This is a genomic window from Streptomyces sp. CT34, assembly GCF_000805335.1.
In the GTDB taxonomy this organism is placed as follows: Bacteria; Actinomycetota; Actinomycetes; order Streptomycetales; family Streptomycetaceae; genus Streptomyces.
In genome coordinates this window covers 1,873,078-1,889,695 of the sequence record NZ_KN708638.1, presented here as the reverse complement: position 1 = coordinate 1,889,695, position 16,618 = coordinate 1,873,078, and the positions used below count along the sequence as shown (strand labels likewise).

Below are 16,618 nucleotides of genomic sequence, written 5' to 3'. Positions count from 1 at the left end.
ACGTCATCGCCCCACTGGCGACCGGCGAGGGAGCACGGAATCCGTCACCAGGGCAGCGGAATTGACTCCCCGTCAGGCATCTCGCCAGGAAGGCGGTTCGGGGTGGCGCAGGGTGCCCAGGCTCAGCGGCGGCAGGGTGATCCGCCGGCCGTACCAGCGCCTGGTGTCGACCTCCGGGCGCGGCAGCGACGGCGCGAGAGTGATCGGCGCGGACAGCCGGACGCTGCCGTAGGGGCGCCGGCGGGGGCCGGTCGGCGGCGGGGGCTGCAGGGGCGGCGGAGTCATGCCCGGCTCAACGAAGCGCCACCCGTGCGGTGGCGGCCGGTGCGCCCATTCCCCCGATTTCTTCGGGAATTCAACCATCCATCCCCTGTCGCTCCGTAGTCACCACCTCTACGATGCGTGATCTATCTCGCTTACGCGGGCCTTATTGCCGCCCGTCGCGCCAGCTCACCGAGCGTCAGGAGACTCCGTGATCACCACCCCGTCCGCCGGCCCCGGACAGCACGACCCGCCCGACTACCTCCAGGTGCAGTCGAGCCCCGAGTTCACCGAACTCCGGCGCGCACACCGCTCGTTCGCCTTCCCGCTCACCCTCGCCTTCGTCCTCTGGTACCTGGTCTACGTACTGCTGTCGAGCTACGCGGGCGACCTCATGGCCACCAGGGTCCTGGGCCACCTCAACGTCGCCTTCGTCCTCGGCATCGCCCAGTTCGCCACCACCTTCCTGATCGCCTGGTGGTACTCCCGGCGCGCCGCCGCCCACCTCGACCCCCGGGCCGAGGCCATCAAGTCGGGTCTGCAGAGCCCCGCGCCCCACCGGGACGCCGATGTGCAGGAGGCCGGCGCATGACCCTCGCCCAGCAGCTCCCGCTCGCGGCCGGTGGCGCCGGCGAGCACCGCACGCTGATCGTCACCCTCTTCGCGGTCTTCGTCGCCGCCACCCTGGGCATCACCGTCCGGGCCGGCCGGCAGACCAAGGGGGCGGAGGACTTCTACGCCGGCGGGCGGCAGTTCAGCGGATTCCAGAACGGCCTGGCCATCTCCGGCGACTACATGTCCGCCGCGTCCTTCCTCGGCATCGCCGGCGCCATCGCCCTCTTCGGCTACGACGGCTTCCTCTACTCCATCGGCTTCCTCGTCGCCTGGCTCGTCGCGCTCCTCCTGGTCGCCGAACCGCTGCGCAACTCCGGCCGGTTCACCATGGGCGACGTCCTCGCCTACCGGATGCGCCAACGCCCGGTCCGGACCGCCGCCGGCACCTCCACCATCGTCGTCTCGATCTTCTACCTGCTCGCCCAGATGGCCGGCGCCGGCGCCCTGGTGACCCTGCTCCTGGGCATCACCAGCGAGGCCGGCAAGATCCTGGTCGTCGTCCTCGTCGGCATCGTGATGATCCTCTACGTCGGCATCGGCGGTATGAAGGGCACCACCTGGGTCCAGATGGTCAAGGCCGTCCTGCTGATCGCCGGCACCCTGCTGATCACCTTCCTGGTGGCGCTGAAGTTCCACTTCGACCTCTCCGCCCTGCTCGGCGCCGCCGCCGAGAACAGCGGCAAGGGCTCCGCCTTCCTGGAGCCCGGCCTCAAGTACGGCGCCACCGCCACCTCGAAGATCGACTTCATCTCCCTGGGCCTCGCGCTCGTCCTGGGCACCGCGGGCCTGCCGCACATCCTCATCCGCTTCTACACGGTCCCCACCGCCAAGGCCGCCCGTACGTCGGTGAACTGGGCGATCGGCATCATCGGCGTCTTCTACCTGATGACCATCGCGCTCGGCTTCGGCGCCGCCGCCCTCATCAAGCCCGCCACCATCACCGCCTCCAACAAGGCGGGCAACACCGCTGCCCCGCTGCTCGCCCAGGAGATCGGCGGCGGCGCGGGCTCCACCGGCGGCGCGATCCTGCTCGCCGTCATCTCCGCCGTCGCCTTCGCCACCATCCTCGCCGTGGTCGCCGGCCTCACCCTCGCCTCGTCCTCCTCCTTCGCCCACGACCTCTACGTCAACGTCCTCCGCAAAGGGCAGGCCACCGAGGAGGAAGAGGTCGCCGCGGCCCGCTGGGCGACCGTCGGCATCGGCGCCGTCGCCATCGTCCTCGGCGTCTTCGCCCGCGGCCTGAACGTCGCCGGCCTGGTGGCGCTCGCCTTCGCGGTCGCCGCCTCCGCCAACCTCCCGACCCTCCTCTACAGCCTCTTCTGGAAGCGCTTCACCACCCAGGGCGCTCTCTGGTCGATCTACGGCGGCCTGCTCTCGTCCGTCCTCCTCGTCCTCTTCTCACCGGTCGTCTCCGGCAAGGAGACGTCCATGTTCCCCACCGCCGACTTCGCGTTCTTCCCGCTGGAGAACCCCGGCCTGATCTCCATCCCGCTGGGCTTCGCCCTCGGCTGGCTGGGCTCCCTCCTCTCCCGGGAGGAGCCGGACGCCGCCAAATACGCCGAACTGGAGGTCCGCTCGCTGACCGGCACCGGAGCCCACTGAGCCGTCCCTACAGGCCCCGGGCGGGGTGGCGTCGTAGACATCTACGACGCCACCCCGCCCACCTCGTGCTTCTCACGCCTCCTCAGTGTCGGACCCATCGCGTAGTCTCGAAGGCGTACTGATCCACATGCCGATCCACACTCTCGGGGAGGGGGCCCAGTGCTCATCGACACATACGGCCGCGTGGCCACCGACCTGCGCGTCTCGCTCACCGACCGGTGCAATCTGCGGTGCACGTACTGCATGCCCGAAGAGGGCCTGCAGTGGCTCGCCAAGCCCGATCTGCTGACCGACGACGAGATCGTCCGCCTCATCGGCATCGCGGTGCGCGACCTCGGCATCGACGAGGTCCGCTTCACCGGGGGCGAGCCGCTGCTCCGCCCCGGCCTGGTCGGCATCGTCGAGCGGGTCGCCGCGCTCACCCCCCGGCCCCAGATGTCGCTGACCACCAACGGCATTGGCCTCCAGCGCACCGCCACCGCCCTGCGCGACGCCGGCCTGGACCGCGTCAACGTCTCCCTGGACACCCTCCGGCCCGACGTCTTCCAGGCCATGACGCGCCGCAAGCGCCACGCCGACGTGCTGAACGGCCTGGAGGCGGCCCGCGCCGCCGGCCTCACCCCGGTGAAGGTCAACACCGTCCTGATGCCCGGCCTCAACGACGACGAGGCCCCCGACCTCCTGGCCTGGGCCATCGCGGGCGGCTACGAGCTCCGCTTCATCGAGCAGATGCCGCTGGACGCCCAGCACGGCTGGAAGCGCGACGGCATGATCACCGCCGGTGACATCCTCGCCTCGCTGCGTACGCGTTTCACCCTCACCCCCGAGGGTCAGGACGAGCGCGGCTCCGCCCCCGCCGAGCGCTGGATCGTCGACGGCGGCCCGCACCGCGTCGGCGTCATCGCCTCGGTGACCCGCCCGTTCTGCCGCGCCTGCGACCGCACCCGGCTGACCGCCGACGGCCAGATCCGCACCTGCCTCTTCGCCACCGAGGAGACGGACCTGCGCGAGGCCCTGCGCTCCGGCGCCCCCGACGCGGAGATCGCCCGCATCTGGAAGCTGGCGATGTGGGGCAAGAAGGCCGGCTCCGGCCTCGACGACCCCGCCTTCCTCCAGCCCGAGCGCCCGATGTCAGCCATCGGCGGCTGACCGCTCCCACTCCTCCAGCGCCACCACGTCCTTCAAGAACCCGCGCAGGGCCAGAAACTGCGACAGATGCTCCCGGTGCTCGTCGCAGGCCAGCCAGGTCTTGCGCCGGTCCGGTGTGTGCAGCTTCGGGTTGTTCCACGCCAGCACCCACACCGCGTCCGCGCGGCAGCCCTTGGCGGAACAGATGGTGACATTCTCGGAAGCGTTCGGGGAGTTCACGCCCTCAACCCTACGTCCCGCGTTCATACCCCTTCGGACATGGCGACGCCGGGCAGCCACGGGGGGAGCCGCCCGGCGTCGGTCCGTCGCTCCGACGGGGGATGCGGAGCGCGTACGCAGTATGTCACGGGGGATGGCATGCGGTGCACCGGAACCACATGATTGATCTGAGCTTTTCTTGAGCTTTGCAGACGCGGCGGGTCTCAGCCGCGCTCACCACCGGGTTCCGAGGGCTCGCGCGCCGGCCGTTCCGCAACCGATTCCGCCGGCGCGGAGGGCAGCATCCGCCGGGCCGGCTTCACGAACGTCGACGGCAGCGAAGGGGCGTTCTCCCGCCCGGCGTTGGCGATCACGACCGCGATGTACGGGAGCCCTATACCGAGCACGAGCGTCGCAATGGCAACGGGCCGCTCGATGTTCCACAGCACGGCGGTGAGCACGACGGCCACCGTCCGCACGGCCATCGAGATCACATACCGCCGCTGCCGCCCCCGCACATCCTCGGACAGCCCCTGACGAGCCCCCGTGATCCGGAAGGCCTCGACGTCGCTGTGCTTCCGCATCACGTTCCACCACCTGCTCGGTCGCGCCGGATTCTCCCCACTTTCCGGTCAGTTCCCACGGTACGCCGCTGCTTCCCGCCCTACGAGACGGGGTCGCGTCGTTGGCGTACGGGGGTGTCCTGCGTATGCCGTAGCGCCAGCTGGTTGGCCCACGTCGCCGACGCCCCGGCCGTGGGGGCGGGCCGCCTTGCGGGTTCTGCTCGGTGAGTGGGGGCCGGAGGGCTGCACCGGAGTACGTCCTCGGCGCGGGCGCATCTGCTCAGTCAGATGAGGAATGCCCCGGCGTTCGCTCCAGGTCCTGCGGGCGCACTCCGGTACATCCCTCCGGCCCTGCGCCGTTGCCGACCGGCGGACGGTGGCTCCGACCGTCGCGGATACCGGTCCGCGCCTTTGGCCCGCGGGCGGCTGTCCGTCAGTGGTCCGGTGCGAGCCAATGCGCGACGGGGAATTCGACCCCCTCCGGCCGCACCCGGCTTGCTACGCGTGCGGACCGCCTGGAGAAGCCGACGTGCATGGGTACGGCGGGTCAGCCGCGTGACGGGCAGGGGCGGAGGGGATGTACCGGGACCCGCCCGCAGGACCTGGAGCGAACGCCGGGGTATTCGTCACTTGACTGAGCAGATGCGCCCGCGCCGAGGACGGGTTCCGGTGCAGCCCCTCCGCCCCCCCACCCACCGGTGGAGGGCGAAGCGGGCCCGCCCCATCGGCGCGAAGCCCTAGCGGCCGGCGATTTGGGCCAGTTTGCGGCCGGCCTTCAGGTACGCGGTGCCCTCGGCGTCGGGCAGCTTCTCCGTCAGGACCTCGGACAACGGACGCACCGCGTCCGCCTCGGCGAGGACCACCGTCGACTGGCCGTCCTCGCCCTCCACCACCAGCCGCAGCGCGTTCTGCTTCGCCAGCCGGCGCGCCGCCGAGGCGCTCGGCGTGAACTCCAGGACGGTCGTCAGCACCGCGGCCACCGTCGACGCACCGTGCTCGGCGGCGTCCACGACCGGCAGCGACTCCACATCCGCGAACGACTTCTTGGAGAACTGCGCCACGAACCCGGCCCGCGCCGCCATCGCCGCGTCCAGCCCGTACAGCGCCGTCACGACCTCGCCGGCGAGGATCTTCTTGAGGTCCATCGGGTGCAGCGACCGCTCCGAGACGCGGCCCAGGGCGAGCGCGATCTCCGTGTCGGTCCACTCCGTCCACGCCTTGAGGTACGGCTCCATCAGCCGGTCCGGCACCGACATGATCTTGCCGAAGACGTCGTCGGCCGGCGCGCTCAGCCCGACGTAATTCCCCTTGGACTTGGACATCTTGGCGCCGGTGCCGTCCGTGCCCTCGATCAGCGGCATGGTCACCACCAGCTGCGGTCGCTGCCCGCGCAGCTCCATCAGCTTGCGGCCCATCTGGAGGTTGAGCAGCTGGTCGGAGCCGCCCAGCTCCACATCGCACGCCAGCGCCACCGAGTCCAGGCCCTGGGCGATGGGGTAGAGCAGCTCGGTCATGGTCAGACCGGAGCCGGCCGCGAGGCGGTTGCGGAAGTCCTCGCGCTGGAGCAGCTGCGAGGCCGGCACCTGCGCGAGCAGCGCCAGCAGCTCCGGGAAGGTGTACGGCGCCAGCCACTCGCTGTTCTGCCGGAAGCTGACCTTCTCGAAGTCGAAGAAGGGGCGCACCTGTTCGCGGTACGTGGCGAGGTTGTGCGCGATGTCCGCGTCGGTCAGCGGCGGCCGTTCGGCCGTACGGCCCGACGGGTCGCCGATCTTCGCGGTGAAGTCGCCGATGATCAGCGTGACGTCGTGGCCGAGGCGCTGGAAGCGGCTCAGGACGATCAGCGGTACGGCGTGCCCCAGGTGCACATCGGTCGCCGTCGGGTCGATGCCCAGCTTGATGTGCAGGCCCTTGCCGGCCGCCCGGCGCTCCTCGATGCGCTCGGCCAGCTGCTCCACGCCCGGCAGGACCTCGACCGTACGGGCCGCGATCAGCTCCGCCTGCTCCTTGGCGGGCAGGTCCGTCAGGTCGAGATAGCGCCGCGCGCCGGTCTCCTTGAGCAGCTCCTTGACGGTGTCGTCGGAGGAGAGGTCGGCGGAGAGCAGCGTGCTGGCGCGGGCGACGGATTCGCCGAGGCGTGTCATGGCGTTCCTGATCGATCGGGGTTCCCCGAGGGGAGGACAGGCCGACAGTCTATTAGGCCCCGGTCCCGGCCACCCGGCCGTACACCCGCCCCGTGGGCGGGCCTGCCGGGCGCCGGGTGCCGCGGCCCCCTGCGGGCGGGGCGGCGGCCCGCCGTGCACCCGTCGCTCACACCCCCCGGCTGACCGAGCTCATGTTGAAGTCCGGCACCCGCAGCGCCGGCATCGCCGTCCGCGGGAAGTAGTCGCTCCACTCCCGGGACAGCGTCCGCTCGGTACGTCCCGCCTCCACCGCCCGGGACAGCAGGTCGACCGGCGACTCGTTGAACCGGAAGTTGTTGACCTCGCCGACGACCTCGCCGTTCTCGACGAGGTAGACGCCGTCCCGGGTCAGCCCGGTCAGCAGCAGTGAGGCCGGGTCGACCTCGCGGATGTACCAGAGGCAGGTCAGCAGCAGCGCCGGCCCTTCGTGGCCCGCGCCGGCCACCATCTCGTCCAGCGAGCGCGAACCACCGCCCTCCAGAAGGAGGTTGTCGATGGCCGGCGCCACCGGCAGCCCGGTGAGCGCGGCGCTGTGCCGGGTGGTCGGCAGCCGGTCGAGGACCCCGTCGCGCATCCAGTCGGTGGCGGTCAGCGGCAGCCCGTTGTCGAAGACCGAGGCGTCGTCGCCGGAGGCGTGTGCCAGGACGAACGGCGCGCACTCCAGTCCGGCGGCCAGCGGGTCGCTGCGCAGCGTCAGCGGCAGCGCGGAGAGCCGTTCGCCGACCCGGGTGCGCGCGGCACCCTCCCCCTCGCCCGCCTTGGAGAAGACCGTACGGCCCTCCGCGGCGTCCCGGGCCCCGGACGACCACAGCTGGTAGATCAGCAGGTCGGCGACGGCGGTCGGTGGCAGCAGCGTCTCGTAGCGGCCGGCGGGCAGTTCGATCCGCCGCTCGGCCCAGCCCAGCCGCCGAGCCAGCTCGGCATCCAGCTCCCGGGGGTCGACCTCGGTGAAGTCGCGGGTGGCCCGGCCGGCCCACGCGGAGCGGCTGCGGTCCGGCGACTTGGCGTTCAGCTCCAGCACCCCGGTGGGCTGGTCGTGCCGCAGCCGCAGCCCGGCGGAGGTGCCCAGATACGAGGACACGACCCCGTGCTGGGCGAAGCCGTACAGCTCCCGGCCGCCGGCGCCGGCCTGCCGGAAGGACTCCCCGAGGGCCGGCGCGAAGGCCGCGAAGACCTCCGAGGAGGTCTCGGCGGGCGCGTCGGTGAAGTCGTCGGACACCTTCTCGCCGGCGACCAGCGGCTGTGCGTCCTCGGCGGGCCCGGCGTCCCGGGCCGCCGCCTCCGCGGCCCGTACCAGCGGTTCCAGGTCGTCCGCGGTCACCGCGGACCGCGAGACCACCCCGGCCGCGGTGCCCTGTGCGCCGTCCACGGTCGCCACGACGGTCAGCGTCCGGCCGCGGGTGACGCCGTTGGTGGTGAGGGCATTGCCCGCCCAGCGCAGATTGGCGCTGGAGTGCTCGTCGGCGATGACCACGCAGCCGTCGGCGCGGGACAGCTCCAGCGCCCGCTCGACGATCTCGTGCGGTCGGTTGCTGCGGATGCTGCGCGGACTCATCGCCCCGCCTCCTGCGTCGTGTTGAGACTGTGCTTGCCCGGGTGGCGATCCCCGGACCCCCGGCCGATTCGGTGGTGGCGGCTGCTCATCGCCCCGCCTCCCGCGCCGTGTTGAGGATGTTGACGCCCTCGAAGACCGCCGAGGGGCAGCCGTGCGAGACCGCCGCGACCTGGCCCGGCTGTGCCTTGCCGCAGTTGAACGCACCGCCCAGGACGTACGTCTGCGGGCCGCCGAGCGCGGTCATCGACCCCCAGAAGTCCGTGGTGGTGGCCTGGTACGCGACATCGCGCAGCTGGCCGGCCAGTCGCCCGTTCCGGATCGCGTACGCCCTCTGCTGCGTGAATTGAAAGTTGTAGCGCTGCATGTCGATGGACCACGAGCGGTCGCCGACCACGTAGATGCCGCGCTCCACGCCCGCGATCAGCTCCTCCGTTGCGGGGCCGTCCGGCGCCGGACGGAGCGAGACGTTGGCCATCCGCTGCACCGGCACATGGCCGGGGGAGTCCGCGTACGCGCAGCCGTTGGAGCGCGGGAAGCCCGTCAACCTGGCCATTCTGCGGTCGAGTTGGTAGCCGACCAGGGTGCCCTCCCGGACCAGGTCCCAGGACTGGGCGGCCACGCCCTCGTCGTCGTAGCCGATCGTGGCGAGCCCGTGCTCGGCGGTGCGGTCGCCGGTCACGTGCATGATCGGCGAGCCGTAGGCCAGCTTCCCCAGCTGGTCGAGGGTGGCGAACGAGGTCCCCGCGTAGGCCGCCTCGTAGCCCAGCGCCCGGTCGAGTTCGGTGGCGTGGCCGATCGACTCGTGGATCGTCAGCCACAGGTTGGACGGGTCCACGACCAGGTCGTACATGCCGGGCTCGACGCCGGGGGCGCGCATCTTCTCGGCGAGGTGCTCGGGGAGGCGGGCCAGTTCGCCGTCCCAGTCGTAGCCGCCGTCGGTCAGGTACTCCCAGCCGCGCCCGACGGGCGGGGCGAGGGTGCGCATCGACTCGAAGTCGCCGCCGGCCGGGTCCACCGCGACGGCGGTCAGCTGCGGATGCAGCCGGACCCGCTGCTGGGTGGTGCTGGTGCCCGCGGTGTCCGCGTAGAACTTGTTCTCCTGTACGGCCAGCAGGGACGCGTCGGCGTGTGCCACGCCCGGCGCCGCCAGCAGCCGCGCGCTCCACTCCGCCAGCAGCCCGGACTTCTCCGCGTCCGGCACCGCGAAGGGGTCGATCTCGTACGCGGAGACCCAGGTGCGGTCGGGGTAGGCGGGCTCCGCCGCCAGTTCGACCCGCCCGCCGGACCCCGCGGCCTCGATCACCTTCGCCGACAGCCTGGCCATCGCCACCGCCTGGCCGGCCACCCGCGCCGCGGCGTCCATGGTCAGGTCCACCCCGGACGCGAACCCCCAGGCGCCGCCGTGCACCACGCGGACCGCGTACCCGAGATCGGTGGTGTCCGAGGTGCCCGACGTCCGGGCGTCCCGCAGCCGCCAGGAGGCGCTGCGCACCCGCTCCAGGCGGAAGTCGGCGTGCTCGGCGCCCAGTGCGCGGGCCCGCGCCAGCGCGGCGTCGGCCAGCGCGTGCAGCGGCAGCGCGAGAAAGGTCTCGTCAAGGTCGTGGGGTGCAGCAGGCACGGCGTCCTCCCGTAGTCGGCGGATGCATCATGCCCTGGATCTGTGGAGACCCGACAGTGACCGGGGCGCGCCCCTGTTCGGGCCCGATTCCCCGTATCGGTGCCGTGACCGCTAGTTTCGTACCGAACGCAAGACGACAGGACACGGAAAGGGTGATCTCTTGAGCCGCTCGGTTCTGGTCACCGGAGGCAACCGCGGCATCGGCCTGGCCATTGCCCGTGCCTTCGCCGAGGCAGGCGACAAGGTCGCCATCACCTACCGCTCGGGCGAGCCGCCAGCGGGATTTTTGGCCGTGAAATGCGACATCACGGACCCCGAGCAGGTCGAGCAGGCGTACAAGGAGATCGAGGAGAAGCAGGGCGCGGTCGAGGTGCTGGTGGCCAACGCCGGCGTCACCCGCGACCAGCTGCTCATGCGGATGTCCGAGGAGGACTTCAGCTCGGTTCTGGAGACCAACCTCACCGGCACGTTCCGGGTGGTCAAGCGCGCCAACCGCGCGATGCTGCGGGCCCGCAAGGGGCGGATCGTCCTGATCTCGTCGGTGGTCGGCCTGATGGGCGCCCCGGGCCAGGCGAACTACGCCGCCTCGAAGGCCGGTCTGGTCGGCTTCGCCCGCTCGCTCGCGCGTGAGCTGGGCAGCCGCAACATCACCGTCAACGTCGTCGCGCCCGGTTTCGTCGACACGGACATGACCCGGGTGCTCAGCGACGAGCAGCGGGAGAACATCGTGAAGCAGGTGCCGCTGGCGCGTTACGCGCAGCCCGAGGAGGTCGCCGCCTCGGTCCGTTTCCTGGCTTCCGACGACGCCGCGTACATCACTGGAGCCGTCATTCCCGTCGACGGCGGATTGGGCATGGGGCACTGAGCACGATGACGAACACGAGCGGAATTCTCGCCGGCAAGCGCATTCTGATCACGGGTGTGCTGATGGAGTCCTCGATCGCCTTCCACGCGGCCAAGGTCGCGCAGGAGCAGGGCGCCGAGGTCATCCTGACCGCGTTCCCGCGACCGACGCTCACCGAGCGCATCGCCAAGAAGCTGCCCAAGCCGGCCAAGGTCGTCGAGCTGGACGTGACCAACCAGGAGCACCTGGACCGGCTGGAGGGCGTGGTCCGCGAGGAGCTGGGCGGCCTGGACGGCGTCGTCCACTCCATCGGCTTCGCCCCGCAGGACGCCCTGGGCGGCAACTTCCTCAACACGCCCTACGAGTCGGTCGCCACGGCCATGCACGTCTCGGCGTTCTCCCTGAAGTCGCTGACCATGGCCTGCCTCCCGCTGATGCCGGACGAGGGCGGCTCGGTGGTCGGCCTGACCTTCGACGCCCAGTTCGCCTGGCCGCAGTACGACTGGATGGGCCCGGCCAAGGCCGCCCTTGAGGCCACCAACCGCTACATGGCGCGTGACCTCGGCAAGCGGAACATCCGCTGCAACCTCATCTCGGCGGGCCCGATCGGCTCGATGGCCGCCAAGTCCATCCCGGGCTTCTCGGACCTGGCCAACGTGTGGAACACCCGCTCCCCGCTGGAGTGGGACATGGCCGACCCGGAGCCCGCGGGCCGCGGCATCGTCGCCCTGCTGTCGGACTTCTTCCCGAAGACCACCGGCGAGATCATCCACGTCGACGGCGGCGTGCACATGATGGGCGCCTGATACCCGTCGCGTTTCCGTACTGCCCGTCCCGGTCCGCCCGGGGCGGGCAGTACGCGTTCCGGGGTCCGGGGCCCGCGGATCAGCCGCGGTCCACGACGGTGCCGCGGCACCCGAAGGAATGGGTGCTCGCCTCGGAGGCGGCCAGGTCGCCGTCGCCCGCGCGGATCGCCGCAACCAGGCGGGCATGGTCCATGTGCGCCTCGGGCCGCAGCACCTCGCCGACGTCGGCCCGCAGGAACTCCCGCAGCACGCCCCCGAGATCGGCGTAGATCTCGGCCAGTACGTCGTTGTGCGAGGCCGCCACCACCGCCATGTGCAAGGTCGCGTCCGCCTCGACGAACGCCTCGGCGGCACCGGATCGCCAGGCGCGCTCGCGTCGTTCCAGCAGCGCGTCGAGCTGCCGCAGGTCCCCTTCCGTGCGGCGGTCGGCGGCCAGCCGGGCGGCTGCCGCCTCCAGGGCGCTGCGCAGTTCGGCGACGTGCCCGGGGTCGGCCTCGGCGAACCGGCGGTTCATCACCCCGGCGAGCTCGCTGGTCGCGACCACGTAGGTGCCGGATCCCTGCCGGATGTCGAGCAGCCCGTTGTGCGCCAGTGCCCGGACGGCCTCGCGGACGGTGTTGCGGGCCACCCCGAGCTGCTCCACGAGCTCCGGCTCGGTCGGGATGCGGGACCCCACCGGCCAGTCGCCGGACGTGATCTGGGCGCGCAGCTGCGCGATCACCTGGTCGGCCAGGGCGGACCGGCGGGGCGAGGTCAGGGGCATGGCTGGGCTCCGGGGTGCTGGGGCCGGTGGGCCGGCAGGACGGGGGCGGCGCGGGCGCGGACGGGCTGCCGGGCGCCGGGCCGCCGTGCGGGCCTGCTGAGGCTACCGATAAAGGCTGGACAACCATTCATCCCATGATTCTATGATGGCCGGCATGGCACACGACGACCTCGCGACCCTCGGCCCGGCCGCCGAGCCTTCGACGACCTCCCCGCCCGAGTTGCGCGACGCTGCCGGCCCGTCGCGGCCCGCCGCCGAAGAGGCCGTACCGGAGCACTCCCGGGAAGCCGGGCCCGCCGCCCGCTGGCTGCCGCGGATCGTGATCGCCGGTCTCGTCCTGGCCGCGCTCAACCTCCGCCCCGCCATCACCAGCCTCGGCGCGCTGATGAAGGAGGTCCGCGACGGGCTCGGCATGAGCGGCACCGTCGCCGGCCTGCTGACCTCCGTACCGGCCCTGTGCTTCGCGGTCTTCGGCATCGCCGCGCCCCGGCTGGCCAGGCGCTGGGGGCCCGGCGCGGTCGTGTGCGCCGGTATGGCGGCGATCGCGGTGGGCGTCGCGGTGCGGCCGTACGCCGGCGGCACCACCGGATTCCTCGCCGGCAGCGCCCTGGCGCTGGCCGGCATCGCGGTCAGCAACGTCCTGCTGCCGGTGGTCATCAAGACCTGGTTCCCGCGGAAGGTCGGCCCGATGACCGGGCTGTACTCGATGGCGCTGGCCCTGGGCACCTCGCTCGCCGCGGCGCTCACCGTTCCCATGACCGGTGCGGTGGGCGGCAGTTGGCGCACCGGCCTGACCGTCTGGGCGCTGCTCGCCGCCCTCGCCGTGCTGCCCTGGCTCGCCGTCGTACGGCAGCGGCGGAGCGCCCCGGAGGCGCCGCGGAGCGGTGCCCGGGCTCCCGGGGAGGCGCCCCTGCGGATCACCTCGTCGCCGACCGCCTGGGCGCTGGCCGTCTTCTTCGGCCTCCAGGCGACCGCCGCGTACATCACGATGGGGTGGATGCCGCAGATCTTCCGCGACGCCGGGGTCTCGGCGGGCACCGCGGGCGTGCTCCTCGCCGTGACCATGGCGGTCGGTGTCCCGCTCTCCTTCGTGCTGCCGTCGCTGGCGTCCCGGATGCGGCACCAGGGTCCGCTCGTGGCGGTCCTCGGGCTCTGCGGGCTGGCCGGCTACACCGGGCTGGCGCTGGCCCCGGCCGCCGGCTCCTGGGCCTGGGCGCTGCTGATGGGCATCGCCAACTGCTCGTTCCCGCTTGCCCTGACGATGATCGGGATGCGCTCGTCCAGCCCCGCCGGGGTCGTCAAGCTCTCCGCCTTCGCGCAGAGCGTCGGCTACCTGATCTCCATCCCCGGGCCGCTGCTGGTCGGCACGCTCTACCAGCACAGCGGCGGCTGGGGGCTGCCGATCGCGCTGATGGCCGGGCTGATGGTGCCGCAGATCGCGGTGGGCGTGCTGGCCGGCCGGGACCGCCGTATCGAGGACGAGCGGTGAGCGCCCGGGGGTGAGCCCTGGCCGAACGGGCGCGGACACCGGGTGCGACACTGGGCGCATGCCAGTGCTCGAACCGAATCCGCAGGGCAGCCAGAAGAAGCTGCTGCTCGTCCTGGGCCTGATGCTCGGGGTGACCGTCGTCGTCGCGATCGTCGCGAGTATCGCGGCGCCGTGAGCGGGCGGCGGCCCGTTCCGTGGACACCGGACACGGGTCGGCGGTGGGGATGTCCCCCCGTCCCCTAGGGGGCCGGTATCAGGGTCACGTGGGTGGCTTCCCGGATGGGAACGGCCGCCGGAGATCCGTAACTTCGAAGTACACCGCATACCGCGGTGGGCGCGCCGCACCCGCGGTGCGCCGTCCTTCGAACCGCTCTGGAGACCGCCATGTCCGCCGCGTTCCACCGCCCGTCCGCAGCGAAGGCCACCGGCCTGCGGAAGGCGCTGCCCTGGTGGGCGCTGGCGCTGCCGGTGGTCTCCTTCATAGCCCTGCTGGTGCTGATGGCGAATCCCGGCGAGGCGAGCGCGGCCGGTGCGGGGAGCGTTCCGCAGGGCCTGGCACCGCTGCTGGAGTTCCTCGCCCGCGCGGTCGGGATCGGCGGGTGACGGCGGTGCGCTCCCCGAAGGCACCCGGCGGCGCCGCCCGGGGTCACCCGGCAGGGGGAGCGCTTCAACACCCCGAGCCGGGCGCGGGGATCCATGCGAAGCTGGGACACATGAGCGTCGATACACCCCGCCGGATTGTCCTGCTCCGACACGCCAAGGCCGAATGGTCAGATGTGAGCGACCATGACCGTCCGCTCGCCGATCGTGGCCGCAAGGATGCCCCGGTCGCCGGCCGCTGGCTGGCCGGGGCGGGGGTCACCCCCGAGCTGACCCTGTGCTCGACCGCCGCCCGTACCCGTGAGACCTGGAAGCTCGCCGTCCACGAGCTTCCGCAGCGCCCCAAGACCGTCTACGAGGAGCGGCTCTACGAAGCCTCCCTCGGCGAGCTGATCGCGCTGCTGAACGAGACCTCGGACGACGTCAGCGATCTGCTGGTGGTCGGGCACAATCCGGGGATGCACGCCCTCGCCGACGCCCTGGCCGGTGAGGCCGACGGCGACCTGCTGCCGCGGATGCACCGCAGCGGCTTCCCGACGGCGGCGATGGCGGTGCTCACCTTCAACGGCTCGTGGAAGTCGGTCGAGCACGGGGTGGGGCGTCTGGTCGCGTACTGGACGCCGCAGGGCTGAGGCCGCCGGCCGCCGCCGGCGGGACGGCGAGCGGCCGGGACGGCGGCTGGCTGAGCACGCGGCCCCGGCGCACAGGGCGCCGGGGCCGCGTGCCGTTCCCGCCTCATGCTCTCCCCGGTGTCCGGCCCGCCAGGGCCGGGGCCATCGCCTGCGGAGCGTTTCCTCAGGTCACTCCACGTGTGTGTCCGCCGCCTCGACCTCTTCGCGGGTGACGCCCAGCAGATAGAGCACGGTGTCCAGGAACGGCACGTTGACCGCGGTGTGCGCGGCCTGGCGCACCACGGGCTTGGCGTTGAAGGCCACCCCCAGGCCCGCCGTGTTGAGCATGTCCAGGTCATTGGCGCCGTCGCCGATCGCGACGGTCTGCGCCAGCGGCACCCCCGCCTCGTGGGCGAACCGCCGCAGCAGCCGGGCCTTGCCGGCCCGGTCCACGATCTCGCCGGTGACCCGGCCGGTGAACCTGCCGTCGACGATCTCCAGGGTGTTGGCGGAGGCGAAGTCCAGCCCCAGCTCTTCCTTGAGCGCGTCGGTGACCTGGGTGAAACCGCCCGAGACCACGCCGACTTGGTAGCCGAGCCGCTTGAGCGTCCGCACGAGGGTGCGGGCGCCCGGGGTGAGCCGCACCTCCTTGCGCACGGCGTCGACGACCGACGCGTCCAGCCCGCGCAGCAGCTCGACCCGGGCGTGCAGCGACTGCTCGAAGTCCAGCTCACCGCGCATCGCGGCGGCGGTCACCGCGGCGACCTCCGCCTCGCACCCGGCGTGCGCCGCGAACAGTTCGATGACCTCGTCCTGGATGAGGGTGGAGTCGACGTCCATGACGACCAGCCGCTGCGCCCGGCGCTGGAGCCCGGCCGCGACCACCGCGACATCCACCCCCAGCACCGCGGCCTCGGGCGCCAGCACACTGCGCAGCGCCTCGGTCTCCGCACCGGAGACCGCGAACTCGACCGCCGTCACCGGATACTTGGCAAGCCGGAAGATCCGGTCGATGTTGCCGCCGGTGGCCGTTATGGCGGCGGCAATCGCGGCCGTCGACTCGGCGGTGAGCGGATGCCCCAGCACGGTGACGTGGGACCGTCCGGTGCCGCGCGGACGGTTGTCGCCACGGCCGGAGATGATCTCCGCCTGGAGGTTCAGCGACTCGGCCCAGCTGTGCACGGTCGCCCGGAGGTCGCCCTCCGTCGAACCGTAGGAGCCCTCGGCGGGGGAGGGGGCGGTGACCAGCGCGCACAGCGTGATGCGCCCCCGGGTCACCACCTGCTCGATGTCCACGACATCGACGGAGTAGGCGGCGAGGGTGTCGAAGAGGCCCGCGGTGATGCCGGGCCGGTCCTTCCCGAAGATCTTCACGAGGAGGGTCGGTACGTCTTCGCCTGGTGCGGCGGTGGCAGGCGGGGTCTGCGATGCGCTCATGGTGCCCTTACGGTAACCGGCGGGGGGCCGCGCCCGTACGGGTGTCCGGGGTTCGGACCGCGGGTCCGCCCGCCGGGCGCCCCCCGCCGGAGCGCCCCCGGAGCGGCCGGCCGCCGCCGTCCGCCGTCGATCGTTATGGACTCGTGTCCGGGCCGCTGCGTCGTACCGGTGCGGGGGAGCGGGCCGGCGTCCCAACTCGGTTTTTGATAGGGCGATTTCGGCCGCGCCGGGCCATACGGAGCGGGACGCACCACCGGTAATCCCTTGATCGCCGGGCATTTCGGGCCCTTCCGGCCCTCCGGGAGGGTTCGCCGGGCGCCAACTGGA

Annotated in this window: 17 protein-coding genes; 9 read left to right on the top strand and 8 right to left on the bottom strand. The window is 72.1% G+C overall.

Going from position 1 to position 16,618, the window contains the following annotated elements; all coding sequences use genetic code 11:
• Nucleotides 1-72: 72 nt before the first annotated feature.
• Entirely contained in the window at nt 73-285 is a 213-nt protein-coding gene (locus RZ84_RS08435; RefSeq protein ID WP_043263775.1) for a hypothetical protein, read from the bottom strand.
• A gap of 187 nt (nt 286-472) precedes the next feature.
• Between RZ84_RS08435 and RZ84_RS08430 the strand changes: the two genes are divergently transcribed.
• From RZ84_RS08430 to moaA, 3 genes are all read left to right on the top strand, one after another.
• Entirely contained in the window at nt 473-853 is a 381-nt protein-coding gene (locus tag RZ84_RS08430) for a DUF485 domain-containing protein (RefSeq protein WP_052229834.1), read from the top strand.
• On the top strand, nt 850-2,478 hold the full coding sequence (locus RZ84_RS08425; protein ID WP_043263774.1) for a solute symporter family protein: 1,629 nt from the start codon (nt 850-852) through the stop codon (nt 2,476-2,478). The genes RZ84_RS08430 and RZ84_RS08425 overlap by 4 nt, the downstream gene beginning before the upstream one ends.
• Nucleotides 2,479-2,637: 159 nt before the next feature.
• Nucleotides 2,638-3,627, top strand: coding sequence for a GTP 3',8-cyclase MoaA (gene moaA, locus RZ84_RS08420; RefSeq protein ID WP_043263773.1), 990 nt, complete (start codon nt 2,638-2,640; stop codon nt 3,625-3,627).
• Here the strand turns inward: moaA and RZ84_RS08415 are convergent.
• From RZ84_RS08415 to RZ84_RS08395, 5 genes are all read right to left on the bottom strand, one after another.
• Nucleotides 3,610-3,873, bottom strand: a complete 264-nt coding sequence (locus tag RZ84_RS08415; protein WP_052229833.1) for a hypothetical protein — start codon at nt 3,871-3,873, stop codon at nt 3,610-3,612. The two genes, moaA and RZ84_RS08415, sit on opposite strands and share 18 nt — an antisense overlap.
• A 176-nt stretch (nt 3,874-4,049) precedes the next feature.
• Entirely contained in the window at nt 4,050-4,409 is a 360-nt protein-coding gene (locus RZ84_RS08410; RefSeq protein WP_043263771.1) for a DUF3099 domain-containing protein, read from the bottom strand.
• A gap of 716 nt (nt 4,410-5,125) precedes the next feature.
• The gene (tyrS, locus tag RZ84_RS08405) at nt 5,126-6,529 is read right to left on the bottom strand and encodes a tyrosine--tRNA ligase (RefSeq protein WP_043263770.1); all 1,404 of its coding nucleotides are present in this window, start codon (nt 6,527-6,529) and stop codon (nt 5,126-5,128) included.
• 166 nt (nt 6,530-6,695) lie between these two features.
• The gene (locus tag RZ84_RS08400) at nt 6,696-8,123 is read right to left on the bottom strand and encodes a metallopeptidase TldD-related protein (RefSeq protein ID WP_043263769.1); all 1,428 of its coding nucleotides are present in this window, start codon (nt 8,121-8,123) and stop codon (nt 6,696-6,698) included.
• An 85-nt stretch (nt 8,124-8,208) separates the two neighbouring features.
• Entirely contained in the window at nt 8,209-9,741 is a 1,533-nt protein-coding gene (locus RZ84_RS08395; RefSeq protein WP_043263768.1) for a TldD/PmbA family protein, read from the bottom strand.
• 160 nt (nt 9,742-9,901) lie between these two features.
• On the opposite strand from RZ84_RS08395, the gene fabG reads away from it, so the two are divergent.
• Both fabG and fabI read left to right on the top strand, forming a co-directional pair.
• Nucleotides 9,902-10,606, top strand: a complete 705-nt coding sequence (gene fabG / locus RZ84_RS08390; RefSeq protein ID WP_043263767.1) for a 3-oxoacyl-[acyl-carrier-protein] reductase — start codon at nt 9,902-9,904, stop codon at nt 10,604-10,606.
• A gap of 5 nt (nt 10,607-10,611) precedes the next feature.
• The gene (fabI, locus tag RZ84_RS08385; RefSeq protein WP_043263766.1) at nt 10,612-11,391 is read left to right on the top strand and encodes an enoyl-ACP reductase FabI; all 780 of its coding nucleotides are present in this window, start codon (nt 10,612-10,614) and stop codon (nt 11,389-11,391) included.
• Nucleotides 11,392-11,470: 79 nt separating this feature from the next.
• Here the strand turns inward: fabI and RZ84_RS08380 are convergent, their stop codons facing one another.
• Nucleotides 11,471-12,154: a FadR/GntR family transcriptional regulator gene (locus RZ84_RS08380; RefSeq protein WP_043263765.1), complete on the bottom strand. Its 684-nt coding sequence runs from the start codon at nt 12,152-12,154 to the stop codon at nt 11,471-11,473.
• Between the two features lie 154 nt (nt 12,155-12,308).
• Here RZ84_RS08380 and RZ84_RS08375 point away from each other — a divergent pair, with 154 nt between their 5' ends.
• From RZ84_RS08375 to RZ84_RS08365, 4 genes are all read left to right on the top strand, one after another.
• Nucleotides 12,309-13,643 carry a CynX/NimT family MFS transporter gene (locus RZ84_RS08375; RefSeq protein ID WP_043269401.1) on the top strand — a complete coding sequence of 445 codons (1,335 nt, stop codon included), beginning with the start codon at nt 12,309-12,311 and terminating at the stop codon, nt 13,641-13,643.
• A 58-nt stretch (nt 13,644-13,701) separates the two neighbouring features.
• Complete coding sequence (locus RZ84_RS42270; protein ID WP_258017738.1) at nt 13,702-13,818, top strand: SGM_5486 family transporter-associated protein; 117 nt, start codon at nt 13,702-13,704, stop codon at nt 13,816-13,818.
• Between the two features lie 209 nt (nt 13,819-14,027).
• Nucleotides 14,028-14,246 carry a hypothetical protein gene (locus tag RZ84_RS08370; protein ID WP_043263764.1) on the top strand — a complete coding sequence of 73 codons (219 nt, stop codon included), beginning with the start codon at nt 14,028-14,030 and terminating at the stop codon, nt 14,244-14,246.
• Between the two features lie 110 nt (nt 14,247-14,356).
• Nucleotides 14,357-14,875 (top strand): SixA phosphatase family protein, encoded by a 519-nt coding sequence (locus RZ84_RS08365; protein ID WP_043263763.1) that lies wholly within the window; start codon nt 14,357-14,359, stop codon nt 14,873-14,875.
• Nucleotides 14,876-15,043: 168 nt separating this feature from the next.
• On the opposite strand, the gene serB is transcribed toward RZ84_RS08365, so the two are convergent.
• Nucleotides 15,044-16,291, bottom strand: a complete 1,248-nt coding sequence (gene serB / locus RZ84_RS08360) for a phosphoserine phosphatase SerB (RefSeq protein WP_043263762.1) — start codon at nt 16,289-16,291, stop codon at nt 15,044-15,046.
• Between the last annotated feature and the right edge of the window lie 327 nt (nt 16,292-16,618).

What these genes read in the sequence shown, in the direction of transcription:
- RZ84_RS08435 (WP_043263775.1), bottom strand. Translation starts at nt 285, where the DNA reads ATGACTCCGCCGCCCCTGCAGCCCCCGCCGCCGACCGGCCCCCGCCGG.
- RZ84_RS08425 (WP_043263774.1), top strand. Translation starts at nt 850, where the DNA reads ATGACCCTCGCCCAGCAGCTCCCGCTCGCGGCCGGTGGCGCCGGCGAG.
- RZ84_RS08415 (WP_052229833.1), bottom strand. Translation starts at nt 3,873, where the DNA reads ATGAACGCGGGACGTAGGGTTGAGGGCGTGAACTCCCCGAACGCTTCC.
- RZ84_RS08410 (WP_043263771.1), bottom strand. Translation starts at nt 4,409, where the DNA reads ATGCGGAAGCACAGCGACGTCGAGGCCTTCCGGATCACGGGGGCTCGT.
- tyrS (WP_043263770.1), bottom strand. Translation starts at nt 6,529, where the DNA reads ATGACACGCCTCGGCGAATCCGTCGCCCGCGCCAGCACGCTGCTCTCC.
- RZ84_RS08400 (WP_043263769.1), bottom strand. Translation starts at nt 8,123, where the DNA reads ATGAGTCCGCGCAGCATCCGCAGCAACCGACCGCACGAGATCGTCGAG.
- fabI (WP_043263766.1), top strand. Translation starts at nt 10,612, where the DNA reads ATGACGAACACGAGCGGAATTCTCGCCGGCAAGCGCATTCTGATCACG.
- RZ84_RS08380 (WP_043263765.1), bottom strand. Translation starts at nt 12,154, where the DNA reads ATGCCCCTGACCTCGCCCCGCCGGTCCGCCCTGGCCGACCAGGTGATC.
- RZ84_RS08375 (WP_043269401.1), top strand. Translation starts at nt 12,309, where the DNA reads ATGGCACACGACGACCTCGCGACCCTCGGCCCGGCCGCCGAGCCTTCG.
- RZ84_RS42270 (WP_258017738.1), top strand. Translation starts at nt 13,702, where the DNA reads ATGCCAGTGCTCGAACCGAATCCGCAGGGCAGCCAGAAGAAGCTGCTG.
- RZ84_RS08370 (WP_043263764.1), top strand. Translation starts at nt 14,028, where the DNA reads ATGTCCGCCGCGTTCCACCGCCCGTCCGCAGCGAAGGCCACCGGCCTG.
- RZ84_RS08365 (WP_043263763.1), top strand. Translation starts at nt 14,357, where the DNA reads ATGAGCGTCGATACACCCCGCCGGATTGTCCTGCTCCGACACGCCAAG.
- serB (WP_043263762.1), bottom strand. Translation starts at nt 16,291, where the DNA reads ATGAGCGCATCGCAGACCCCGCCTGCCACCGCCGCACCAGGCGAAGAC.